The sequence below is a fragment of the Gemmatimonadaceae bacterium genome (genome assembly GCA_036504815.1).
Taxonomy (GTDB): domain Bacteria; phylum Gemmatimonadota; class Gemmatimonadetes; order Gemmatimonadales; family Gemmatimonadaceae; genus PNKL01.
Genome location: DASXUN010000006.1, coordinates 1 through 21917 on the forward strand (window position 1 = coordinate 1; position 21917 = coordinate 21917).

The 21917-nt window shown below is 68.0% G+C and carries 14 protein-coding genes; 10 read left to right on the plus strand and 4 right to left on the minus strand.

Going from position 1 to position 21917, the window contains the following annotated elements:
- Positions 1 to 1132, minus strand: a 1132-nt coding sequence (locus VGJ96_03045) for an MtrB/PioB family outer membrane beta-barrel protein (protein HEY3286078.1), incomplete at its 3' end; no start/stop codon positions are given.
- A 17-nt stretch (positions 1133 to 1149) separates the two neighbouring features.
- On the minus strand, positions 1150 to 2109 hold the full coding sequence (locus VGJ96_03050) for a DmsE family decaheme c-type cytochrome (protein ID HEY3286079.1): 960 nt from the start codon (positions 2107 to 2109) through the stop codon (positions 1150 to 1152).
- A gap of 380 nt (positions 2110 to 2489) precedes the next feature.
- On the opposite strand from VGJ96_03050, the gene VGJ96_03055 reads away from it, so the two are divergent.
- The 9 genes from VGJ96_03055 to VGJ96_03095 all read left to right on the plus strand — a co-directional run bounded on the left by VGJ96_03055 (position 2490) and on the right by VGJ96_03095 (position 16017).
- The gene (locus tag VGJ96_03055; protein HEY3286080.1) at positions 2490 to 4049 is read left to right on the plus strand and encodes a M20/M25/M40 family metallo-hydrolase; all 1560 of its coding nucleotides are present in this window, start codon (positions 2490 to 2492) and stop codon (positions 4047 to 4049) included.
- Positions 4050 to 4542: 493 nt separating this feature from the next.
- Positions 4543 to 5136: a 2-oxoacid:acceptor oxidoreductase family protein gene (locus VGJ96_03060; GenBank protein HEY3286081.1), complete on the plus strand. Its 594-nt coding sequence runs from the start codon at positions 4543 to 4545 to the stop codon at positions 5134 to 5136.
- A gap of 4 nt (positions 5137 to 5140) precedes the next feature.
- A complete protein-coding gene (locus tag VGJ96_03065) occupies positions 5141 to 6883 on the plus strand; it encodes an NAD(P)-binding protein (protein HEY3286082.1) in 1743 nt (580 codons plus the stop codon).
- Positions 6880 to 8040: a hypothetical protein gene (locus tag VGJ96_03070; protein HEY3286083.1), complete on the plus strand. Its 1161-nt coding sequence runs from the start codon at positions 6880 to 6882 to the stop codon at positions 8038 to 8040. Before VGJ96_03065 ends, VGJ96_03070 begins: the two co-directional genes overlap by 4 nt.
- Complete coding sequence (locus VGJ96_03075; protein ID HEY3286084.1) at positions 8037 to 8945, plus strand: thiamine pyrophosphate-dependent enzyme; 909 nt, start codon at positions 8037 to 8039, stop codon at positions 8943 to 8945. The genes VGJ96_03070 and VGJ96_03075 overlap by 4 nt, the downstream gene beginning before the upstream one ends.
- Before the next feature lie 385 nt (positions 8946 to 9330).
- Positions 9331 to 10731 (plus strand): NADP-specific glutamate dehydrogenase, encoded by a 1401-nt coding sequence (gene gdhA / locus VGJ96_03080; protein HEY3286085.1) that lies wholly within the window; start codon positions 9331 to 9333, stop codon positions 10729 to 10731.
- Positions 10732 to 10907: 176 nt separating this feature from the next.
- A complete protein-coding gene (locus tag VGJ96_03085; GenBank protein ID HEY3286086.1) occupies positions 10908 to 13889 on the plus strand; it encodes a PEP/pyruvate-binding domain-containing protein in 2982 nt (993 codons plus the stop codon).
- A 165-nt stretch (positions 13890 to 14054) separates the two neighbouring features.
- A complete protein-coding gene (locus VGJ96_03090; protein HEY3286087.1) occupies positions 14055 to 15503 on the plus strand; it encodes an aminotransferase class V-fold PLP-dependent enzyme in 1449 nt (482 codons plus the stop codon).
- A gap of 118 nt (positions 15504 to 15621) precedes the next feature.
- Positions 15622 to 16017 (plus strand): plastocyanin/azurin family copper-binding protein, encoded by a 396-nt coding sequence (locus VGJ96_03095; GenBank protein ID HEY3286088.1) that lies wholly within the window; start codon positions 15622 to 15624, stop codon positions 16015 to 16017.
- A gap of 9 nt (positions 16018 to 16026) precedes the next feature.
- Here the strand turns inward: VGJ96_03095 and glpK are convergent, their stop codons facing one another.
- Positions 16027 to 17505: a glycerol kinase GlpK gene (glpK, locus tag VGJ96_03100; GenBank protein ID HEY3286089.1), complete on the minus strand. Its 1479-nt coding sequence runs from the start codon at positions 17503 to 17505 to the stop codon at positions 16027 to 16029.
- Between the two features lie 234 nt (positions 17506 to 17739).
- Here glpK and VGJ96_03105 point away from each other — a divergent pair, with 234 nt between their 5' ends.
- The gene (locus tag VGJ96_03105) at positions 17740 to 19182 is read left to right on the plus strand and encodes an amidohydrolase (GenBank protein HEY3286090.1); all 1443 of its coding nucleotides are present in this window, start codon (positions 17740 to 17742) and stop codon (positions 19180 to 19182) included.
- Here VGJ96_03105 and VGJ96_03110 read toward each other — a convergent pair.
- Positions 19170 to 21902 (minus strand): alkaline phosphatase family protein, encoded by a 2733-nt coding sequence (locus VGJ96_03110; protein ID HEY3286091.1) that lies wholly within the window; start codon positions 21900 to 21902, stop codon positions 19170 to 19172. The two genes, VGJ96_03105 and VGJ96_03110, sit on opposite strands and share 13 nt — an antisense overlap.
- Between the last annotated feature and the right edge of the window lie 15 nt (positions 21903 to 21917).

The window sequence follows — 21917 nt, forward strand, 5'->3', positions numbered from 1 at the left end:
CGTTGAGGGCATCCACCTGGCCTTCGGCGGTCGGGCGGTGCAGGGACGCCAGGCCGGGGAAGAACGCGTAGGTCGCGGGCTGCGCGATCTTCGTGTTCGTCGTGAACGGCAGGAGGTCATCGTCCTGCGTCATGCGAATGAGCGCGATCTGGCCGTTCAGCGTCGTGTGGTTCGGCATCTTGTACAGCGCCGTGAGCTTCAGCGTGTTCATCGCGCTGCTCGGCGCCATCGACATGCGGCCGAACGCCGGGCCGTTGCCGTTGGAATAGCCGCTCGGATCCCACGGACCGGCCGGCGGCGTCTTGCCGTTGTCGAAGTCCGTCGCGCGGAGCGGGTTGTCCCATTCCATCGAGGCCAGGTTCTGCTTGAAGAACGAACCCTGGTACTCGGCGCGGACCATGCCGTACTCGTTCTTGGCGAGCTCGAGGCCGGCGGTGATCTCATTGACGCCGTTGTCGAGCGTCATGGGCAGTTCCTGCGCGTCGCTGAACGCGAAGGCCGCGCCCCACGGCTGGTTGCCCGACTTCTGCACCATCTTGTAGCTGAAGTCGACGCTGGCCAGCTTGTTGAGCGTGTACTTGAGGCCCATGTCGAGCGTGTTGCGCTGCGCCGACATCGGGAACTCCGTGGCGATCGACCGGTAGATCGAGGCCACGTTGGTCGCGGCCGTCGTGCCGATGCCGACCACACCCACTTCCTTGTTCTGCACGCGGGTGCGGAGCGCCGGGTCGAGCGTCCACTTGTTGTTCCCGGCGTCCCGGAAGGGCGTCAGGGTGTTGAACGCATAGTTCAGCGGCTGGCCATTGAAGTCGAGCGTGAACTTCGCCTTGCCATACCGGTTGTAGCTGAACGAGAAATTCTGATCATCGTACCCGACGTTCGCGGCGCTGAAATCATAGGCCACGGCGTCGGTTTCCTTGCCGATGAGGATCTTGCTGGCCAGGCCGGACTTGAGGTCCTCATACCGCTGATAGCGGCCCTCGTCGCCGGTGGTCGTCGTGGACCGGAAGCCGAGCTCCCAGGTCTGTTCCCAAGCCGGCTTTGCCGGCGCCGCCGCCTTCTGCTGCGCTCCCGCCACGCTGGCGGAAGCGAGCACGAGGAGCGCGGCCGAGAAAATGTAGCTAGTGCGCATCTCTGTCTCCCTCTCCCTTAGCGTAGGAACGCCTTGCCGTTGGGGTTGTTGGAGCCGTGAATCTGCTGGTGGCAGTTCAGGCACGAGCGGCCCGTGATCTTGTTGGCGTTCGACGAATTCTGGAGGACGAACTTGTCGTAGACCGTTGGCGGATGGCGTGACGTCACGTGGCAGCGCTGGCAGATGCCCGGCTGCTTGGCGACGAGCATGCGGTCGTTGCTCGATCCGTGCGCGTCATGGCACGTCACGCACGAGTTGGCGACCGGGGCGTGCTCCCACAGGAACGGACCGCGCTTCTCCTGGTGGCAGCTGACGCAGCTCTGGTCGATGTTCGTGCCGGCCTTGAGCATCCGGACGTTGGCCGAGCCGTGGACGTTGTGGCACGACGAGCATGCCATCTTGTCCTCGCGCACCGGCATGTGATTGAAGCGCTGCACCTTGTTGGCAATCGCCTGGTGACAGCTGCTGCACAGCTTGGCCTGCGACGCTTCCTTCAGCTGCGGCGCGCCCTTGGGGCTGTGCACGCTGTGGCACGAGACGCAGCTCACGTTGCGCGCTTCGTGCTTGCTGTTGGCCCAGAAGGCGTGCTCGCTGCCGCTGTGGCACGACGTGCAGGCCGCCGAGGCCTCCACCGCGCTCGCCTTGTTGAACTGGAGCGGCTTCACCTTTTCGGGATCGTCCGCGTGCTTGCTGCCCGGACCGTGGCAGGACTCGCAGCCCTTGCCGCCGGCGGGCGTGCGGAGGTCGGCCGCCTTGGCGTGCAGACCGGCCGACGCCACCTTCTCATGGCAACCGACGCAGGTCTCCTGACCGACGTAGGTCGCACCCGAGACGGCAGCGTCCGCTTTCTGCGCCTTTGCCTGGCCGCTCGCCGCGACGGGCGCAAACGCCACCGCCGCCACGAGCGCACTGCCGACGAGCCAAGTCAGCGGCCGCATCGAGCGAATGCCACTTCCTCGAACGTTGAAAAATGTCATGGCACCCTCCTGAGGTGCACACACGAGTGAAATGCTCTTGCTGCCCGCTACTTATTGATCCAGCCCTGCCGAACGGCAGTCGGGCAGCAAGAAATGTGCAGGTGAGAGTGATGCTCATCTGTCGGGTGGCATACCTAAATCGAACTGGGACATAGTTATACAGCGATTGAGGGATTCCTTTACGTAGTCTCACTAACCCCCAATCGCTGCCTCCGAAGGTGGTGAAATGGCACGACGTTACCCGGCGTATGCCTTCATGCAACGTGAAAGAAGACAAACGTTTACGCATCGACACGCCGCGTCGAACCGTGCCGTCGCATCTTCAGCGCTTCTGCTGCACTTTCGTCACCACGCCGTCGCCACGCCTTCACTTCGAACCCGTGATCATTCCCATGAACGCCATTCGCCGCATCGCGATCCTCGCCCTGTTGCTGGGCACGACTGCCGCCGCCGCTGGCGGCCCCGCCTCCGTCGACTGGGCGATGGTCGCGAAGATCCGCGAGGAGGGTCTCCAGCGCTCGCGCGTGATGGACCTCGAGTCGTACATGACCGACGTCCTCGGCGCGCGGCTCACCATGTCACGCGACATGCAGCGCGCGCAGCAGTGGGCGTCCGCCGAGATGACGCGTATCGGGCTCGTGAACGTCGCATTCGAGCCGTTCATGGACTACGGCGTCACGTGGGACAACGAGTACGTCTCGCTGCACCTGCTCGCGCCCGACTACACGCCGATAACGGCCTATCCGATCGCGCACACCAACGGCACGAACGGCAAGGTGGTGGCGGAGGCCGTGCTCCTGGACCTGCAGTCACGCGCCGACCTGGAGAAGTACCGCGGCACGCTGCGCGGCAAGGCGGTGCTGGTCACGCCGCCCGCGCCGGTGAACACCGACGCGATGGCGGCGGGCACGCCGCGGCTCACCGAGGCCGAGCTGGCCGCGATCGAGCGCACGGTGATCGTGCCCCCGCGTCCGGCGCCGCCACGCACGGTGCGGAATCCGGAGCTGCTCTCCGCGGTGGAGAAGACGGCGTTTTACGCCGCGGAGGGCGTGGCCGTCGTCCTGCAGAGTGAAAGCGGCGGCGTCGGCTACGTGCGGGGCTTCTCTCGTCCCGGCTCACGCGAAGACGGATGGGCGCGCGCCGGGATGCTGGCGTCGCCGGCCATCGTGGCCGTCACGCCCGAGCACTACAACCGCATGCATCGAATTCTCACGCGCGGCATACCCGTGAAGATCGAGGTCGAGGTGCGCAACCGGATTGGCGAGAAGGTGGAGCAGGCGGCCAACCTCATCGGCGAAATCCCGGGCACCGACCTGAAGGACGAAGTCGTGATGATCGGCGCCCACTTCGACACCTGGCACGCCAGCCCGAACTCGAGCGACAACACTTCCGGCGTCGCGGTGGCGCTCGAGGCGGCGCGCATCCTGAAGGCGGTGGGCGTGAAGCCGCGGCGCACCATCCGCGTGGCGCTCTGGAACGGCGAAGAGCAGGGGCTCTGGGGATCGCGGGCGTACGTGCGCACGCATTTCGGTTCGCCTCGCGACTCGCTAAACCCGCCCAAGCCGGCGTACGAGAAGCTCTCGGCGTACTTCAACCAGGATTACGGGGCGGGGCAGTACCGCGGCATCTACCTGCAGGGGAACGAAGCGGCGCGCACGATGCTCGCCGCGTGGATGGAGCCCTTCCGCGACTTCGGGATGACCACCGTGAGCAACCAGAGCGTCGGCAGCACCGACCACGTGCCGTTCGACGACGCGGGGCTGCCGGGCTTCCAGTTCATCCAGGACCGCCTGCCGGGGAGCGCCGGGCACACCAATCTCGATTACCTCGAGACGATCAATGCCAACGACCTTATGAAGAACGCCGTCGTGATGGCATCGTACGCGTATCATGCGGCGATGGCGGATGAGCGCGTGCCGCGGAAGAAGGTTGCGAAGTGAACGGAACGAGGAGGGGGGGGTAGAGGCGAAACCCTCGATCGGAACGAGGAGGGGGTAGAGGCTACGGAACGAGGGAGGAGAGGTGGAACGAGGAGGGAGACCTGGTGCGCGCCAGTGATCTTCCTCCTCGTTCCGTTCGGTTTGACTTTCGCTTGTGCGGCTATCTCGTACGTGAATGACAGGCGTTCGCCCCACCATCCTTTCCCGACCCCTCCGTTAGTATGACGTTGTCGGCGGTCAAATGACCGCTGCGTCCAAACGGAACGGGAAGGGATCATGAGCGTCGCCCCGGCAGTTCCTGCGCGCGCCGCGGACTCTCCGCAGTCCGGCACTGGCGTGCCCTGCCAGATTGCGCAATCCGACGGCGTTCCCTGCGCCGCGGTCCGTGTCGACTGCGAGCACTGCGACCGATCGACGAACGGCGTGTGCGACGAACATCGTGACGCCACCGGTGATGCCGCCGGCGAGCCAACCCGACCACAGAAATCCACCCATGCGTGAACTCCGACTGCACGGCCGCGGCGGACAAGGCACGGTCATCGCCTCGAAGTTGCTTGCCGTGGCACTCTTTCTCGAAGGGCGAGAAGTCCAGTCCTTCCCCATGTTCGGCGTCGAGCGCCGCGGTTCGCCGGTGACGGCCTTCCTGCGCGTCGACGACGAGCCGCTCAAGCTGCGCTGCGAGATCCACGAGCCCGACGAGCTGATCGTGCTCGACCCGACGCTGATCGGGACGACGGACATCACCTCGGGACTCAAGCTCGGCGGCCGCATCCTCATCAACACCGAGCAGGCGCCGGGGGATTTTCCGGACCTGCTGGCGCGGGCGCACGTGAGCACCGTGGACGCCACCGGCATCGCCGTGCGGCACGGCCTGGGCGGCAAGGCCCAGCCCATCGTGAACACGGCGATCCTCGGTGCCTACGCCGCCGACACCGGCCTGATCTCGGTTGCGAACATGATCAACGCCATCAAGGAAGAGGTGCCGGTGCAGATCGACGCCAACATCGCGGCCGCCATGGAGGCCATGGTGGCCGTGCGCCATGCGCCGATGGGAAGCGCCGACGTGCGGGAGGTGGCCCGTGTCTGAGTCGATGACGACGACCCCGGGCCCGCATGCGGTGCCGCAGGTGGCGATGAGCAGCACCTCCACGCTGGTCACGCGCACGGGATCGTGGAAATACCAGATGCCCGCCTACCACGACCGCGTGGCGCCGTGCAACGCGCGATGCCCGGTGGGGATCGACATCGAAGGGTACATGAACCTGCTCCGCGAGGGGCGGGTGGACGAGGCGCGCGACCTGCTGCTCACGGAGAATCCCCTGCCGGCCGTGACCGGACGGGTGTGCCATCACCCGTGCGAGAACGCGTGCAATCGCCACGCGCTCGACGGCGCGGTGGCCATTCACGCCGTCGAACGCATGCTGGGCGACCTCGCGCACCAGCGTCCCGCGCCGGTGGTGCGGGGGACGCCGCGCGCCGAGCGCGTGGCGGTGGTGGGCTCGGGACCGGCGGGACTGGCCTGCGGCTATCATCTCGCCCGGCTCGGGTATGGCGTCACCATCTTCGAGTCGGCCGATGCGGCCGGCGGCATGCTGCGCCTCGGGATCCCCGAGTATCGCCTGCGGCGCGACGTGCTCGACCGCGACATCGCGCGCGTGGCGGCGCACGGGGTCGAGATCAAGTGCGGCGTGCGCGTGGGAACCGACATTGCGTGGAGCGAGCTGACCAAGTCGTTCAACGCGGTCTGCATCTCGACCGGCGCCCACACGAGCCGCGCGCTCGGGGTGCCGGGCGAGGACCTGGCGGGTGTCCGCCCCGGACTGGCCTTCCTGCGTGAAGTGAACAGCGGCAAGCGCCCCGCCCTGGGCCAGCGCGTGCTGGTCGTGGGCGGCGGCAACACCGCGATGGATTGTGCGCGCTCGGCGATGCGGCTCGGCGCCAAGGTGACCGTCGCGTATCGTCGCACGCGCGAGCAGATGCCGGCCATCAAGGAAGAGATCGAGGACGCGATGCGCGAGGGGGCGGAGTTCGTCTTCCTCGCCAACCCGCTCTCGTTCAATGAAACGAACGGCCGCGTCAGCGCCATGGTGTGCGAGCGCATGGCGCTGGGCGAGCCCGATGCGAGCGGCCGCCGCCGTCCGGTGCCGACCGGCGAGCAGTTCACGCTCGAGGCCGACACGGTGCTGACGGCGATCGGCGAGTCGTCCGCGTTGCAGAACTTCTTCCCTGACGTCGAGGGGTCCGACTCCGGCCTGCGCGTCGACGCGCTGGGCGGCACGACCAGGGACCTGCTCTATGCGAGCGGGGACGTGACCGATCTGGAGCGCACGGTGGCTGACGCGCTCGGCGCGGGCAAGCGCGCGGCGATCGGCATCGACCGGCACTTGCGGCATCATCACGGCGACACGGCCGAGCTCAACGCGCTGCGATTCGCCGAGGGCAACCTGAGCGCCGCGCGCTGGAGCGGACGCGATCCGATTCGTCGCACGGCGCCGCTCAACACCGTGGTGAAGCCCGACGACCTGAACTTCACGCAGTTCCGCCGCGTCGAGCGGCACGCCGATCCGCACCTGCCGAGCGACCTCGCCGCGCAGGGCTTTGACGAGGTGAACGCGGGGCTCTCCGCCGCGGACGCGATGGACGAGGCGCAGCGCTGCCTCAACTGCGGCGTCTGCACCGAGTGCGACGTCTGCCTGATCTTCTGCCCGGACGCGGCCATCACGCACGCCGAGGGCGGCGCGTATGTGGTGGCGATGGACTACTGCAAGGGATGCGGCATCTGCGCCGCGGAGTGTCCGCGAGGGGCGATCACCATGACGCAGGACCGGCCATGAAGAAAGTGATGGTGGGAAACCACGCCGTTGCCTGGGGGGTGCGGCTGGCGCGCGTGGAGGTGATCTCCGCGTATCCGATCACGCCGCAGACGCAGGTGGTGGAGAAGCTCAGCGAGATGTGCGCCGACGGCACGCTGCCGGCGCGGTTCATCAAGGTGGAGTCGGAGCATTCGGCGATGGCCGCCGTCATCGGGGCGAGCGCCACCGGCGTGCGCACCTTCACGGCGTCGAGTTCGCACGGCCTGCTCTACATGCACGAGATGTTGCACTGGGCGGGCGGGGCGCGGCTCCCCATCGTGATGGTGGACGTGAACCGCGCCGTCGGCGCGCCGTGGAACATCTGGACCGACCAGAACGACAGCCTGTCGCAGCGGGACACCGGGTGGGTGCAGCTATACTGCGAGCACAACCAGGAAGTGGTGGACACGACGGTGATGGCGTTCAAGCTGGCGGAAGCGCTGGACGTTCCCGTGATGCTGATGCTCGACGGCTTCTACCTGTCGCACACCGCGGAGCCGGTCGACATTCCGGACCAGGAGATGGTGGACCGGTTCCTCCCCAAGCGCGAGGCGCCGTACCGCCTGGACACCGAGCACCCGCACGCGTTCGGCGGCCTGGTGAAACCCGACGCGTACATGGAAATGCGCTGGCTGCAGCAGGAGGCGCTGAACCACGTGCCCGAGACGCTCGCGGCGATCGAGAAGGACTGGCAGCGAATGTTCGGCCGCTCGTATGGCGCCATCGAAGCCTATCGCGCCCAGGACGCGGAACTGCTGCTCGTGACGAGCGGGACGGTGACGAGCACGGCGCGCGCAGTGGTCGATGCGCGGCGTGCGCAGGGCGAGAAGATTGGCGTGCTGAAGGTGAAGATGTTCCGCCCGTTCCCGTCGGCGCTGCTGCGCGATGCGCTGCGCGGCGTGCCGCGCGTGGCGGTGCTCGACCGCAACGTGTCGCCGGGGCACGGCGGCATCTTCGCCGAGGAGCTGCGCTCGGCGCTGTACGACCTGCCCGATGCGGAGCGTCCGGAGCTGTTCGGTTTCGTGCTGGGGCTTGGCGGCCGCGACATCACGCCGGCGGTGATTGACGACGTGATCGCACAGACGCGCGCGGGGCAGGTGCCGTCGCGCGAGGACCTTTGGGTGGGGGTGAATCCGTGAGCCAGGTGCGCATCGACCAACTCATCCCCGAGGGGAAGCTGCTCGCCTCCGGTCACCTCGCGTGTCCCGGCTGCGCGGCACCGCTGGCCATGAAGCTCGCGCTGAACGCGCTTGGGCCGAACACGGTGGCGGTGATCCCGGCGAGCTGCTTCACGATCATCTCCGGGCCGTGGCCGCAGAGTTCGCTGCAGGTGCCGGTCTTTCACACCGCGTTCGCGACCGGCCCCGCCGTGGCGTCCGGCGTGCGCGCGGCGCTCGACATGCAGGGGAAGCACGACACAAACGTGATCGTCTGGGTGGGCGATGGCGGCACGTTCGACATCGGCCTGCAGTCGCTGTCGGGCGCGGCGGAGCGCAACGAGAACATCATGTACTTCTGCTACGACAACGAGGCGTACATGAACACCGGCATCCAGCGCTCGTCGGCGACGCCGTGGGGCGCGTGGACGACGACGACGCCGGCGCAGTTCCCGGAGGCCTCGCCCAAGAAGGACATGCTGGCGATCATGGCGGCGCACGGCATCCCATACGCGGCGACGGCGACGCCGGCCTACCCGGCCGACTTCATCGAGAAAGTCATGAAGATGAAGCAGGCGCGCGGCACGCGGTTCATGCATTTGTTGTCGCCGTGTCCGCCGGGGTGGAAGTGCGGCGACGACGAGGGACTCGAACTCGCGCGCCTGGCGGTGCAGAGCCGCGTCTTCCCGATGCTCGAGGTGGAGTACGGACAGCGCTGGCGGCTCACGATGGATCATGCGGGCGATCCAGTGGAGCCGTACCTGCGGCGCCAGGGGCGGTTCCGCCACCTGAACGCCGAGCAGGTGACGCACATCCAGTCGGAGATCGACGCGCGGTGGGCGCAGTTGCAGCGGCGGCTCGACGCGGAGACGCTCGCTGCCGTGTGAGTCGCCGTGCGGTGCGCCGGCCTTCATCATCACGGAGGCACGGAGCACTGCCTGAGGGCCACGGAGGACTGCAACTGTGTGGAGAAACGGCGCGCGCCACCCAAACATGTGCGTGGCGCGACGTCTTTGACCCCAGTCTTTGCAGCTCTCCGTGGCCCTCTGGCAGTGCTCCGTGCCTCCGTGGTGAAAGAGCCCAGGTGGCGCACCGCACCGATCGGCCGGCGGCAGGGTTGGACGATGCAAGCCCGACTTTACCTTATACGGGGATGGCAACTTCCCTGTCGCCGTCCTGCGGCTCCAGAAGGTATTCTCCAAGGCAGTCGCAAACCGTGTCCCCGTCACCATCGTGCTCTTCGGAGCTCTTCATACACAGGAAGCGGACCACATGACCGCCATACCCCCGCGCGACGCGCGCTCACTCAGCCAGTTGAAGAACCTCGCCGGCAAGGCCTACGTGGCCGCCATCATGGAAAAGGTGGTCGCGCAGAATCCGGCCGAGCCTGAGTTCCATCAGGCGGTGCATGAGGTCGTCGACTCGCTGAGCCTCGTGCTCGACCAGCATCCGGAGTACAAGGCCGCGCACATCATGGAGCGGATGATCGAGCCCGAGCGCGTGATCCTGTTCCGCGTGCCGTGGGTGGACGATCACGGCGAGATCCAGATCAACCGCGGCTTCCGCATCGAGATGAACAGCGCGATCGGCCCGTACAAGGGCGGCCTGCGCTTCCACCCGTCGGTGAACCTCGGCATCCTGAAGTTCCTCGCCTTCGAGCAGGTGTTCAAGAACTCGCTCACCACGCTCCCGATGGGCGGCGGCAAGGGCGGCAGCGACTTCGACCCGAAGGGGAAGAGCGACACCGAGGTGATGCACTTCTGCCAGAGCTTCATGACGGAGCTCTTCCGCCACATCGGCGCCAACACCGACGTGCCCGCCGGCGACATTGGCGTGGGTGGCCGCGAGATCGGCTTCCTGTTCGGGCAGTACAAGCGGCTGAAGAACGAGTTCACCGGCGTGCTGACGGGGAAGGGGCTCAACTGGGGCGGCTCGCTCATTCGTCCAGAGGCCACGGGCTTCGGCGCCGTCTACTTCGCGCAGGAGATGCTCGCGTCGAAGGGGACGGATTTCCAGGGCAAGCTCGTGGCCGTGTCGGGCTTCGGCAACGTGGCGTGGGGCGCCGTGAAGAAAGTGGGAGACCTGGGCGGCAAGGTGGTCACGATCTCGGGTCCCGACGGCTTCGTGCACGATCCCGACGGCATCGCCGGCGAGAAGTGGGAGTTCATGCTCAAGCTGCGCGCGTCGGGCCAGGACGTGGTGGCGCCGTACGCGGACAAGTTCAAGGGCGCGAAGTTCCACGCCGGCAAGCGTCCGTGGGGCGTCAAGGTGGACGTGGCGCTCCCCTGCGCGACACAGAACGAACTCGACGGCAACGACGCGGCGGAGCTGGTGAAGAACGGATGCCTCGCGGTGGTGGAGGGCGCCAACATGCCGAGCACGCCGGAGGCGGTGGAGGCATTCCAGAAGCACGGCGTGATGTTCGCGCCGGGCAAGGCGGCGAACGCCGGCGGCGTGGCCGTGTCGGGGCTCGAGATGTCGCAGAACAGCATGCGCTACAACTGGTCGCGCGAGGAAGTGGATGCCAAGCTGCACGGGATCATGAAGAGCATCTACAAGGCGTCGAGCGAGGCCGCCGCGGCCTATGGCTCGCCGGGCAACCTGGTGAACGGCGCGAACATCGCCGGCTTCCTCAAGGTGGCCAACGCGATGATGGATCAGGGCGCGGTGTAACGGCCGGCGGTTCCTGGCGGTAGACGAGCGCGGGGTGGGCGGGTGCCACTCCGCGCTCTTACATTTGGGGGTCATCGGCCATCCGCCATCGGCCATCGGCCATCTGTGGCGGGGCGGCCGATGGCTGATGGCGGATGGCCGATGGCGGATGGGAAAACCGTGATTGCGGAGGGCGCGTGGCTGAGCGAGTGCCGGTGACGAAACTGGACGATGCGCTGCCGAGCGAATTGTTCCAGGACCTGATGCCGTACCGCGTGCAGGATATCCTGCTCGTGTCGAGCCTGTACGACGCGTTCACGCTGCAGGAAGACGGCCGGCTGAACGAACTCGTGATGCGCGAGTTCATCGACCTCGATACGCATCACACGCCGCACATCACCCACGTCTCCAGCGGCGCCGAGGCAATCACCAAGGCCAAGGCGCAGCGCCAGTTCAACCTCGTCATCACGACCATCAATCCGGGCGACATGGACGCCACGGAACTGGCGCGCCGGCTGGCCGAGGCGGGGCTGGACGTGCCGGTGCTCGTGCTGGCCTACGACCACCGCGAGTTCAAGGACTTCGAGTCGCGCGCGGACCTGTCGCTCATCGACCGCTGCTTCATGTGGCAGGGCGATGCACGCATCCTGCTGGCGATGGTCAACTACGTGGAGGACCAGCGCAACGTCGCGCACGACACGGCGACCACGGGCGTGCGCGTCGTCCTCCTCGTCGAGGACAGCATGCGGTTCTACTCGTCGCTGCTGCCAAAGGTCTACACCGAGATCATCCGGCAGTCGGCGAATGCGCTGGGGGAGGGGAGCAACCTCTCGCACAAGCTCGTCCGCCTGCGGGCGCGTCCCAAGATCCTGCTCTGCACCTCCTACGAAGAGGCGTGGGCGCAGTGGTCGCGCTATCGCGAACATGTGCTGGGCGTGATCACCGACGTGGAATTCCCGCGAGACGGGACGCTGGCGCGCGACGCGGGGTTCGCGTTCGCGCGCGCCGTTCGCGTGGAGGCGCCGGACGTGCCGATCCTCATGCAGTCGGGGCGCGCCGATTACCAGGAGCGGGCGACAAGCGAGGGACTGCCCTTCGTGCTGAAGGGATCGCCCACGATGCTGCACGAACTGCACGGCTTCATCGTCGAGCACTTTGCATTTGGCGATTTCGTCTTCCGCCTCGCCGACGGCCGCGAAGTGGGGCGCGCGGAGGACCTGCGCGACCTCGAGGTGAAGGTGGCCACCGTCCCGGCCGAAAGTCTCGTCTACCACGGTGAGCGCCACCACTTCTCCACGTGGCTGGCGGCGCGCGCCGAGTTCGACCTCGCCCAGCGCCTGCGGGCGCGCCGGGTGTCGGACTATACGTCGCCCGAGGACCTGCGCACCAAGCTCATCGCCGCCATCGCCGAATATCGCGACGACCAGTCACAGCTCCAGGTGGGCGACTTCGATCGCGAGGTGTTCGACGCCTCGGTCCCGTTCTTCGCGCGCATCGGCGGCGGCTCGATTGGCGGCAAGGCGCGCGGCCTCGCGTTCGTGCGGCGCCTTGTGGGACTGCACGGCGTCCATCGCAAGTTCGAGGGCGTGCGCGTGGGCGTACCGCCGGCGGTCGTGCTTGGCACGGACGTCTTCGACCGGTTCCTGGCCGACAACGACCTGCTGGAGATCGCCATCCACGGCTCGGATGACGACGAACTGTTGCGCCGGTTCCTCACGGCGCGGCTCCCCGACGAGATCCTCGCCGACCTTGACGCCTTCCTGCGGCAGGTGCGCTGGCCGCTGGCCGTGCGCTCGTCGAGCCTGCTGGAGGACTCGCAGTACCAGCCGTTCACGGGCGTCTACGACACGTTCATGCTGCCGAACCGGCATCCCGACCACGACGAGCGGCTCGCGCGGCTGGTCGAGGCGGTGAAGCGCGTGTATGCGTCGACCTTTACGCGCAACGCCAAGGCCTACCTCCGGGCCACGCCGTACCGCCTGGAGGAAGAGAAGATGGCGGTCATCATCCAGCGCGTCGTCGGCGCGGAGCACGGGCCGCGCTTTTACCCGGATTTCTCGGGCGTGGCGCGCTCGTACAATTTCTATCCGGCGGCGCCGCTTCGCGCCGAGGATGGCGTCGCCGCCGTCGCGCTCGGCCTCGGCCGGGCGGTGGTGGAAGGCGGGCGCGTCCTGACGTTCTGCCCGCGCGCGCCGCGCAACATCATCCAGTTCTCGTCCGTCAGCGACATCCTGGCGAACTCGCAGCGGAATTTCTGGGCGGTGGACTTTACGGCGGGCACGGGCACCGGCACCGGCACGAGTGCGGACGAGGGGCTGCGCGAGCGCAACTACGAACTCGAGGTGGCTGAGGAAGACGGAACGCTGCGCGCGCTCGGCTCGACGTACTCGGCGGAGAACGATGTCATCTACGACGGACTCTCGCGGCCCGGTGTGCGGCTGGTGAGCTTCGCGCCGATCCTCAAGCACGGGTTGTTCCCCCTGGCGCCGCTCGTGACGGACCTGCTCGAGATCGGCGCCGGCGGCATGAACCGCGCGTGCGAGATCGAGTTTGCGGTCCGCCTCTCCCAGGGTCCCGGGGAGCCGCACGAGTTCGGCTTCCTCCAGCTGCGGCCGCTGGTGCTGTCGCGCGAGATGCACGATCTCGATGTGTCGAACGTCGATGCCGCCACGGTGCTGTGCCGCAGCCCGCGCGTGCTGGGCGACGGCATCATCGACAACCTGCGGCATGCCGTGGTGGTGGACTTCCATCGCTTCGACCGGGCGCAGACCCGCGACGCGGCCCGCAGCATCGCCCGCTTCAACGCGACGCTCGTGGATCGCGGCGAGCCGTACCTGCTCGTTGGCGTGGGGCGGTGGGGATCGGCCGATCCGTGGCTGGGCATTCCGGTGCGATGGGACGAGATCTCCGGGGCGCGAGTGATCGTCGAGGCCGGATTCCGCGACTTCCGCGTGGCGCCGTCGCAAGGAAGCCATTTCTTCCAGAACCTCGTGTCGTTTCAGGTGGGGTACTTCACGACGAACCCCGAGTTTGGCGACGGGTTCGTGGACTGGGAGTGGCTGGCCGCGCAGCCGGCGGTCGCCGAGGACGGCCACGTGCGGCTGCTCGAGTTCGAGAAGCCGCTCGGCGTTCGGATGAATGGCCGCACGAGTGAAGGGGTCATTCTCAAGCCCACGTAGGCCGGCACGCCGACCAACGGGCGCTGCGCGCGGCGTTTGATTTCGCGATCCTCGTCACCCAGGATCAGCGCGATGTGCGCCAGTTCTGCCCGGTAAGCGGGGGGGCGGGGGCGCGAGTCTTGGATTCGCGCCCCGACTTCTTCGCTCTCCGATATCTTTCGTGCCATGTCTGCCCTCAACGCTCCCTTTGCGCCGCTGGGTGACGCGGCGAGTCTTGAACTCACTCCCGCGCAGATGCGTGCGATGGGACAGGCCGTGGTCGAGCGCGCCGTCGCGCACCTGGCGTCACTCGACCGCCAGCCGAGCCGCGGCGACATTGACGCCGCCGAGCTGTGCCGCGCGCTGCGCGAGCCGCTGCCTGAGCACGGAATGGCGCTCGATCCACTGCTGGATCAGCTCTTCGACGAGCTGATTCCGCGGTCCTTCACGACGCCGGGTCCCGGCTACCTGGCGTACATCCCGGGAGGCGGCGTGTATCCGGCCGCGCTCGCCGACTACATCGCCGACACGACGAACCGGTACACCGGCGTCTGGCAAGCGTCGCCGGCGCTCGTGCAGCTCGAGGCCAACGTCCTGGAATGGCTCCGCGACTGGATGGGCTTTCCGCCGGGGGCCAGCGGACTGCTGACGAGCGGCGGCTCGATGGCGACGCTCAACGCCATCCTGTGCGCGCGCGAACGGCACCTGGGGCCGGAGATCCGCGGCGGAACGCTGTACACCTCGGACCAGGGGCACCACTGCATCGAGAAGGCGGCGAAGCTCGCCGGCATCTTTCACGACCGCGTGAGAATCATTCCCAGCGACGGCCAGTTCCGCATGCGCGTCGACGCGCTGGCGTCTGCAATCGCCGCCGACCGCACGGCCGGGCTGCAGCCTTTCATGGTGGCGTCGTCGGCCGGGACCACGAATACCGGCGCCGTCGATCCGCTGGATGCCGTGGCCGACCTGTGCGCGCGCGAAGGACTGTGGCATCACGTCGACGGCGCGTACGGCGCGTTCTTCCATGCGGTGCCGGAACTCCGGCCGCTGCTCGCGGGCCTGCCGCGCGCCGACTCGCTCACGCTCGATCCGCACAAGGGGATGTTCCTGCCATACGGCACCGGGGCGCTGCTGGTGCGCGATGGCGAGGCCCTGCGCGCCGTCCACGCGGCGACGGCGGGGTACCTGCCGGCCCAACAGTCGGAGTTCTACGACCCGAGCCAGTACGGTCCCGAGTTGTCGCGCGGCTTCCCCGGCCTCCGCGTCTGGATGGCGCTCAAGCTGTACGGCGCGGCCCGATATCGCGCCGCGATCGCCGAGAAGCGGACGCTGGCCGTCTGGGCGGCGGAACAGGTGGCGAGGATTCCGGGTATCGTGATGGACGCGTGGCCGCAGCTGTCGCTGTTCGCCTTCCACCTCGAGGGGCCGCGGCTGCGCACGCTGGAGGCGCGCAATGCGGCGACGGCGGCACTGATGGAGCGCGTGACGGCCCGCGGACGGGTGATGCTGACCGGATGCACGGTGGATGGCAAACACTTGGCGCGCATCTGCGTCCTGAGCTTCCGGACGCGCCTGGCGGAAATGGAGGCCTGTGTGAGCCAGATCACGGAAGAAGCGCGCGACCTGGTGGCATAGAGGACGGGTCCTGGCGCCGGATCGATCACTGTGGTGACACGACGGACCGTCAGCAGGTAATATCTCAGTTGTAGGATTGTCAGTAGTGAAGAAGTGTACCTTACCCCCCGGAGGTCACATGTTCGCGACGTTGCGGAGTCGTGCAGCACTTGCTGGTCTGGTTCTACTCGCCGCCTGCGGCGGCGGTGGTGGCGGCTACAACTCGCCGACCGCGCCGTACTCCCCGTCACCGTCCCCGACGCCGGCTCCGACCGCGCCGGCCGCGAATGAGGTCATCGCGACGACCTCCAACACCTTCACGCCGGGCACGCTCACCGTGTCGAAGGGCACGACGGTCACCTTCACGTTCCAGTCCACCACGCACAACGTGATCTTCGCGAACGTGGCCGGCGCGCCGGCGAACATCGGGAACACGTCCAATAGCGGGGTCCAGCGCGTGTTCTCCACCGCCGGCACCTTTGGCTACGACTGCAGCCTGCACTCGGGCATGGTCGGCACGGTGGTCGTGAACTGACGTTCGCCGCTACTTTGCGCTCCATCCCTTCGCGCGGAGCAGCGCCTGGCGCCAGCCGACGGCGAGGGCCTTTCTCGCCGCCGGCGTGATGGCTGGTGCGAAGCGACGGTCCGCCTGCCACTGGCGCGCGATGTCCGCTCGGTCCTTCCAGTAGCCTACGGCGAGCCCCGCCAGGTAGGCGGCGCCGAGCGCGGTCGTCTCGGCGACGACGGGCCGGACGACGGGAACGCCGAGCAGGTCGGCCTGCATCTGCATGAGCAGGTTGTTGGCGCACGCGCCGCCATCCACGCGCAGCTCGCGCAGGCGGATGCCGCCGTCCGCCTGCATGGCGTGCAGCACGTCCATCACCTGCAGGGCGATCCCTTCGAGCGCCGCACGCGCGATGTGCGCGCGCGTCGTCCCGCGGGTGAGGCCGACGATCACGCCGCGTGCGTACGGATCCCAGTGCGGCGCGCCAAGCCCGGTGAACGCCGGCACGAAATACACGCCGTTCGTCGTGGAGACCGAGGCCGCGAGCGGCTCCACCTCGGCGGCCGATCGAATGATGCCGAGTCCGTCGCGCAGCCATTGGACGACGGCGCCGGCGATGAAGATGCTTCCCTCGAGCGCATACTCGGTGCGTCGGCCGAGGCGCCAGGCGACGGTGGTGAGCAGCCGGTTCTTGGACGCGATGGGTGTGGTGCCGGTGTGCATCAGCATGAAGCAGCCGGTGCCGTACGTGTTCTTCACCATGCCGGGCTTCGTGCAGACCTGTCCGAAGAGCGCCGCCTGCTGATCGCCCGCGATCCCCGCGACCGGAATGGAGCCGCCGAGGAGCGCCGTGTGGCCGTAGACCTCGCTCGACGAGCGCACCTCGGGGAGCATGGACCGAGGGACGCCGAAGAGCCGCAGCAGTTCGTCGTCCCAGTCACCCGTGCGGATGTCGTAGAGCATCGTGCGCGATGCGTTGCTCGCATCGGTCACGTGCACGGCGCCGCCGGTGAGTTTCCAGACGAGCCATGAGTCCACGGTGCCGAACGCGAGCTTGCCCGCCTTCGCCCGGGCCTGCGCGCCCGGCACGTGCTTGAGGATCCACTGCACCTTGGTGGCCGAGAAGTAGGCGTCGACGACGAGCCCGGTCTTTCGGCGGATTATCCGGTCGAGGCGTCGCTGGCGGATGGCGTCGCACATCGGCGCCGTCCGGCGATCCTGCCAGACGATGGCGTTGGCGACCGGCTGTCCCGTCTCGCGGTCCCAGACGATGGTCGTCTCGCGCTGGTTCGTGATGCCGATGGCGGCGATGTTCGACGCGCTGGCGTTGGCCTTCTGCATCACCTCCGCCGCGACGCCAAGCTGCGTTGCCCAGATGTCGGACGGATCGTGCTCCACCCAGCCCGGCTTCGGGAAGAGCTGCGGGAACTCCTTTTGCGCGACGGCGACGACGGCGCCGGCGTGGTCGAAGAGAATGGCGCGGGAGGAGGTGGTGCCTTGGTCTAATGAGAGAATCATTGGGGCAGAAGACGACAGAATAGGACAGAGTACGACAGAGTACGACAGAGTACGACAGAATGCGGCGGCGCGGGATGGGGCGCGCGTCAGAAGGTGTCCGACACGGCTGGCAGAACTTATCACGCTTTTCCGGTCGGGGAGGGCGGTGCTTGCCGGAGACGGGTCCGGGGGCCAGCATTCCTCTTCCGCCGTGACAGATCCGCGATCCCCCAAACGTCTGCCGGGTTCCGAGCCATGCGCGCACTCCTCGCCCTCGTCGTCCTCTTCAGCGTCCTTTCCGCAGGCGCCCAGCAGCCGAAGCGTGCGGATCGGGCTCCCGGCATCATCGCGTCGATTGACGCCCGGGCGGCGCACTACTCGGACGTGGCGCACCAGATCTGGGGGTTTGCCGAGGTCGGCTACCAGGAAGTGAAGAGCAGCGCGTTGCTGCAGCGCGAACTGACGGCGGCGGGCTTTGCGGTAAAGCCCGGCATTGACGGAATGCCGACCGCGTTCACGGCGGAGTTCGGCCGCGGCAAGCCGGTGATCGCGGTGCTCGGCGAGTTCGATGCGCTGCCTGGCCTCTCGCAGGACACGATACCGGAGCCGCATCCGCTGGCCGCGGGGGCGCCGGGGCACGGCTGCGGACACCATCTGTTCGGCACGGCATCGGCCGCCGCCGCGATCGCAGTGAAGGAGTGGATGGTGGCCAACCAGGTGGCCGGGACGCTGCGCTTCTACGGCACGCCCGCCGAGGAGGGGGGCGCGGGCAAGGTGTACATGGTGCGTGACGGGCTTTTCGACGACGTCGATGTCGCCATCGCCTGGCATCCGGATGACCGGAACAACGTGACGGCGACGAGCTCGCTGGCGAACATCTCGGGCAAGTTCCGATTCCGCGGCGTCAGCGCGCATGCGGCCGCGTCGCCGGAGCTGGGCCGGTCGGCGCTGGACGCGGTGGAGGTGATGGACGTCATGACCAACTTCATGCGCGAGCATATCCCGTCGGACGCTCGCATCCACTACGTCATCACCAATGGCGGCCGCGCGCCGAACGTCGTCCCCGATTTCGCCGAGGTCTATTACGTGGTGCGGCACCCGGACATTCGCGTCGTGGACCAGATATGGGCGCGCGTGCTGGACGCGGCGAAGGGCGCCGCCCTCGGCACCGGTACCACGCACGAGGTGGTGGTGACTGGCGCGGTCTACAACCTTCTGATCAACAAGACGCTCGCCAAGGTGCAGCAGCAGTCGCTCGAGCGCGTGGGCGGATACTCCTACTCCGCCGACGAGCGCGCCTGGGCGGAACGGCTGCAGCAAACGCTGCCGGGTTCGGCGGTGCCGCTGGAAGCGGTGCAGCGGATCCAGCCGCTGGACTTCACGCCGGCCGCGTTTGCCGGCTCGACCGATGTCGGCGACGTGAGCTGGCGCGTGCCGACGGTGCAGATGGGCGCGGCGACGTGGGTGCCCGGCACACCGGCGCACTCGTGGCAGGCGGTCGCCGCCGGCGGCATGTCCATCGGCAGCAAAGGGATGATGGTCGCGGCCAAGACGATGGCGCTCACCGCCGCGGAGCTGTTCTCCAGTCCGGCGACGGTGACCGCGGCGCGTGCCGAGTTCGAGCAGGCGCGCGGCCCGAACTTCCGGTACGCGACGCGACTCGGCACGCAGAAACCGGCGCTCGACTACCGCAAGTAGGGAGGGCGCTCCTCGCGTTCGTCGTCGGCCAGATGAAGGCTGAGCGGAAAGAAGACCGCCCGGCGCACACCCGGATATGCCACGCCCCATCCGCGGGCGTCATGCCAGAGAATGCGGTTCAGGCGATCTGTAGGCGCGGCATCCGGGTCCGAGAAGTTCATGCGCGCGCTGGCCAGCGCGGCGGCGCGCCGCTCCTTCGCAAAAGGTCCGGTGATCGCGCCAACCTTCACGTTGACCTCATCCAGTCGCTGCCGCGGGGTGAGCGCCTTGAATGGCGTGAAGTCCGGCGTCTCGTTGGGACCGATGAAGCTCGCGCGCATGTCGGTCGCGACGAGGTCGAACATCGACAGCGCGGGCAGGCCAAGCATGAGCTCGATGGTCTTCACCATCGACGGCTGGCTGTAGAACGTGCTGTCCACGATGCCGCGCCGCGCATAAGGGCTCGCGACGAGCGCCACCGTGCGATGCCCGTCGATGTGGTCCACCGCATCCTGGGCGTCGTCCTCGACGACGAGGATCGCCATCTTGGGCCAGAACGATGAGTGACTGAGCCCCTCGACAATGTTGCCCAGCGCGAGATCGTTGTCGGCGACGCAGGCCTTGGGGACGCACCATCCTTCGCTCGTCCCCATCGTGTGGTCGTTCGGGAGAATGACCATCACGAGGTGCGGCATGGACCGGGCCGCCTCCCACTGCTTCAGGTGATCGAGGATGATCTCGGCCTTGGCCACATCGGGCACGCCCATGGACCACCCCGGATATTCGCGCACGAGCACGCGGTCGAGCGAAGGAATCTCGCTGCGGGTGTTGTAGAGCGCGGCGAACCGCCTGCGGAAATGTCCGGCGGGGAGCGAGGCGCGGTTCATCCAGTCGGCGAGGACGTCGCGCGCCACGGCGGACTTCTCGTTGCGCGGCGAGGGGGCGTACTCTCCGAAGATCGTCACCGATTTCTTCATTCGCTGCGCCGCTTCCCACAGGAAGCCGCCGCTGGAGTAGGTCAGTGGATCTTCGCCCTCGCTCGGGTAGCTGCGACCGTAATAGAGTGGCCAGTACGGATAGTCGGTTTCATTGGCCTGCGTGAGCCACTGGTGCCCGTCGGCGCTGTTGCCGCCGCTCGCGAAAAAGTGATCGAGCGTCACGAACTGCTCGGCAAGCGCATGCGTATTGGGCGTCACGTCGCGTCCGTACAGCACAAGTGACGGGTCACCGGCGCCGCGGCCCAGCGCGCCGAGCACCTGATCGTACGTGCGGTTCTCACGGATGATGAAGACGACGTGCTCGATGGGGCTCGGCTCGCCAGGACGTTCGGGGACCGCGCGCGCGGTGGCGTTGCGACGGGGCGTGAGCGTGCGCGCCGTGTCGCGCGCCAGCGTGAGCCGGTTGTTCTGCGCGACGCTGGTGCTGTACGCGGCCAGCTGCGCCGGGGACGGGACGGCGATCACGTTCACCGAGCCGCGATTGGCATGCACGTAGCTGCCGCGCGCTCCCGGATGTCCCGACGTCTGACCCTGTCCGGAGCCGACGCCGAGCAGTGTCCCCACGGCGATGGTGCCGCCGTCCGGACTGACATCAATGGACGTGGGATACCATCCGGTCGGAATGAGCCCGAGCAGCGTGGCGGCGGGAGTGCCCGCGCTGACGTCGAGCATCGCGACGGCGTTGATGCCGCCCAGCGTGACGAAGAGGGTGCGTCCGTCGGGGGCGAGCGCCACGGCGGTGGGGGCGAAGCCGATGAGGCGCTCGTGGAACGGCGCGATGGCGATGGCGCCGAGTCGGCGCGCGGTGCGCGTGTCAATGAGCGTGACGTCGTCGGAGTTGCCATTGGCGACGTAAAGCAGGCCGCGTCCCTGGTCCCAGGCGAGGCCCGTCGGATGCAGCCCCGCCTCGACCGTGGCGGTCACCTGTCGCGTGGCAAGATCGACGCGCGCCACGCTGCCTCGCTCGGCGATGCCGCGGGCATCCACCCGCACGCGTTCGGCACGCGGATCGCAGCACTGGGCGGCGGCGCGGCTGCGGCTGGTCGGCTTCGGTCCGCCGAAGACGCTGACCCACGCCGTGCCGCCGTCGTCGCTGGTGACGCTGGCGACCGGGAGCACGCCCAGGGGGACGCCGCCCAGCGATGCGCCGTCGTCGGCGTCGAAGATGGCGAGATGATCGTTGGCGGGAAGCGGCACGACCAAGGGGCGATGGCCGGTGGCATTCGGGCGCTTGGCCACCGAAGGCGAGCCGGCGAGGTAGTCGCCAATCGAGTCGGAGCGAAACGCAAGGGCGGCGCGGGGCGGCGCGCCTGGCGCCACGGACGGTTCGCCGCCGAGCGCGAAGGCGCGGACCTGGGCGATGACGCGGGCGCCGGGTTTCTCCTTCTCACCCGGCAGCCGGTTGGGGGCCGGGAGGCGCCCGATGCTCGTGACGTAGGCGCGATTCGTGGACGGGTCGAAGGCCACGCCCTGCACGCCGGCGCGACCGTCGTACGGGGCATGCGCGATGACGCGGTTGTCGGTCCAGTTCAGGCGGTAGGCGCCGCCCGGTGCGCCCACCCAGATCTCCGAAGCCGTGGCGCCAAAGCGGACGCCGCCCACGCGCCCCGTGAAGACCGACTGCACGCCGGCGGGGGAAACCCGCTGGTCGGTGGCGATGACACCGCTGTCGGGGACGACGCGGCGGGGAAGCGGCGGCACGGCCGCGCGAGCCTGCAGGGCGATGGCGAGCGGGATTAGCATGATGCTGAATTGGCG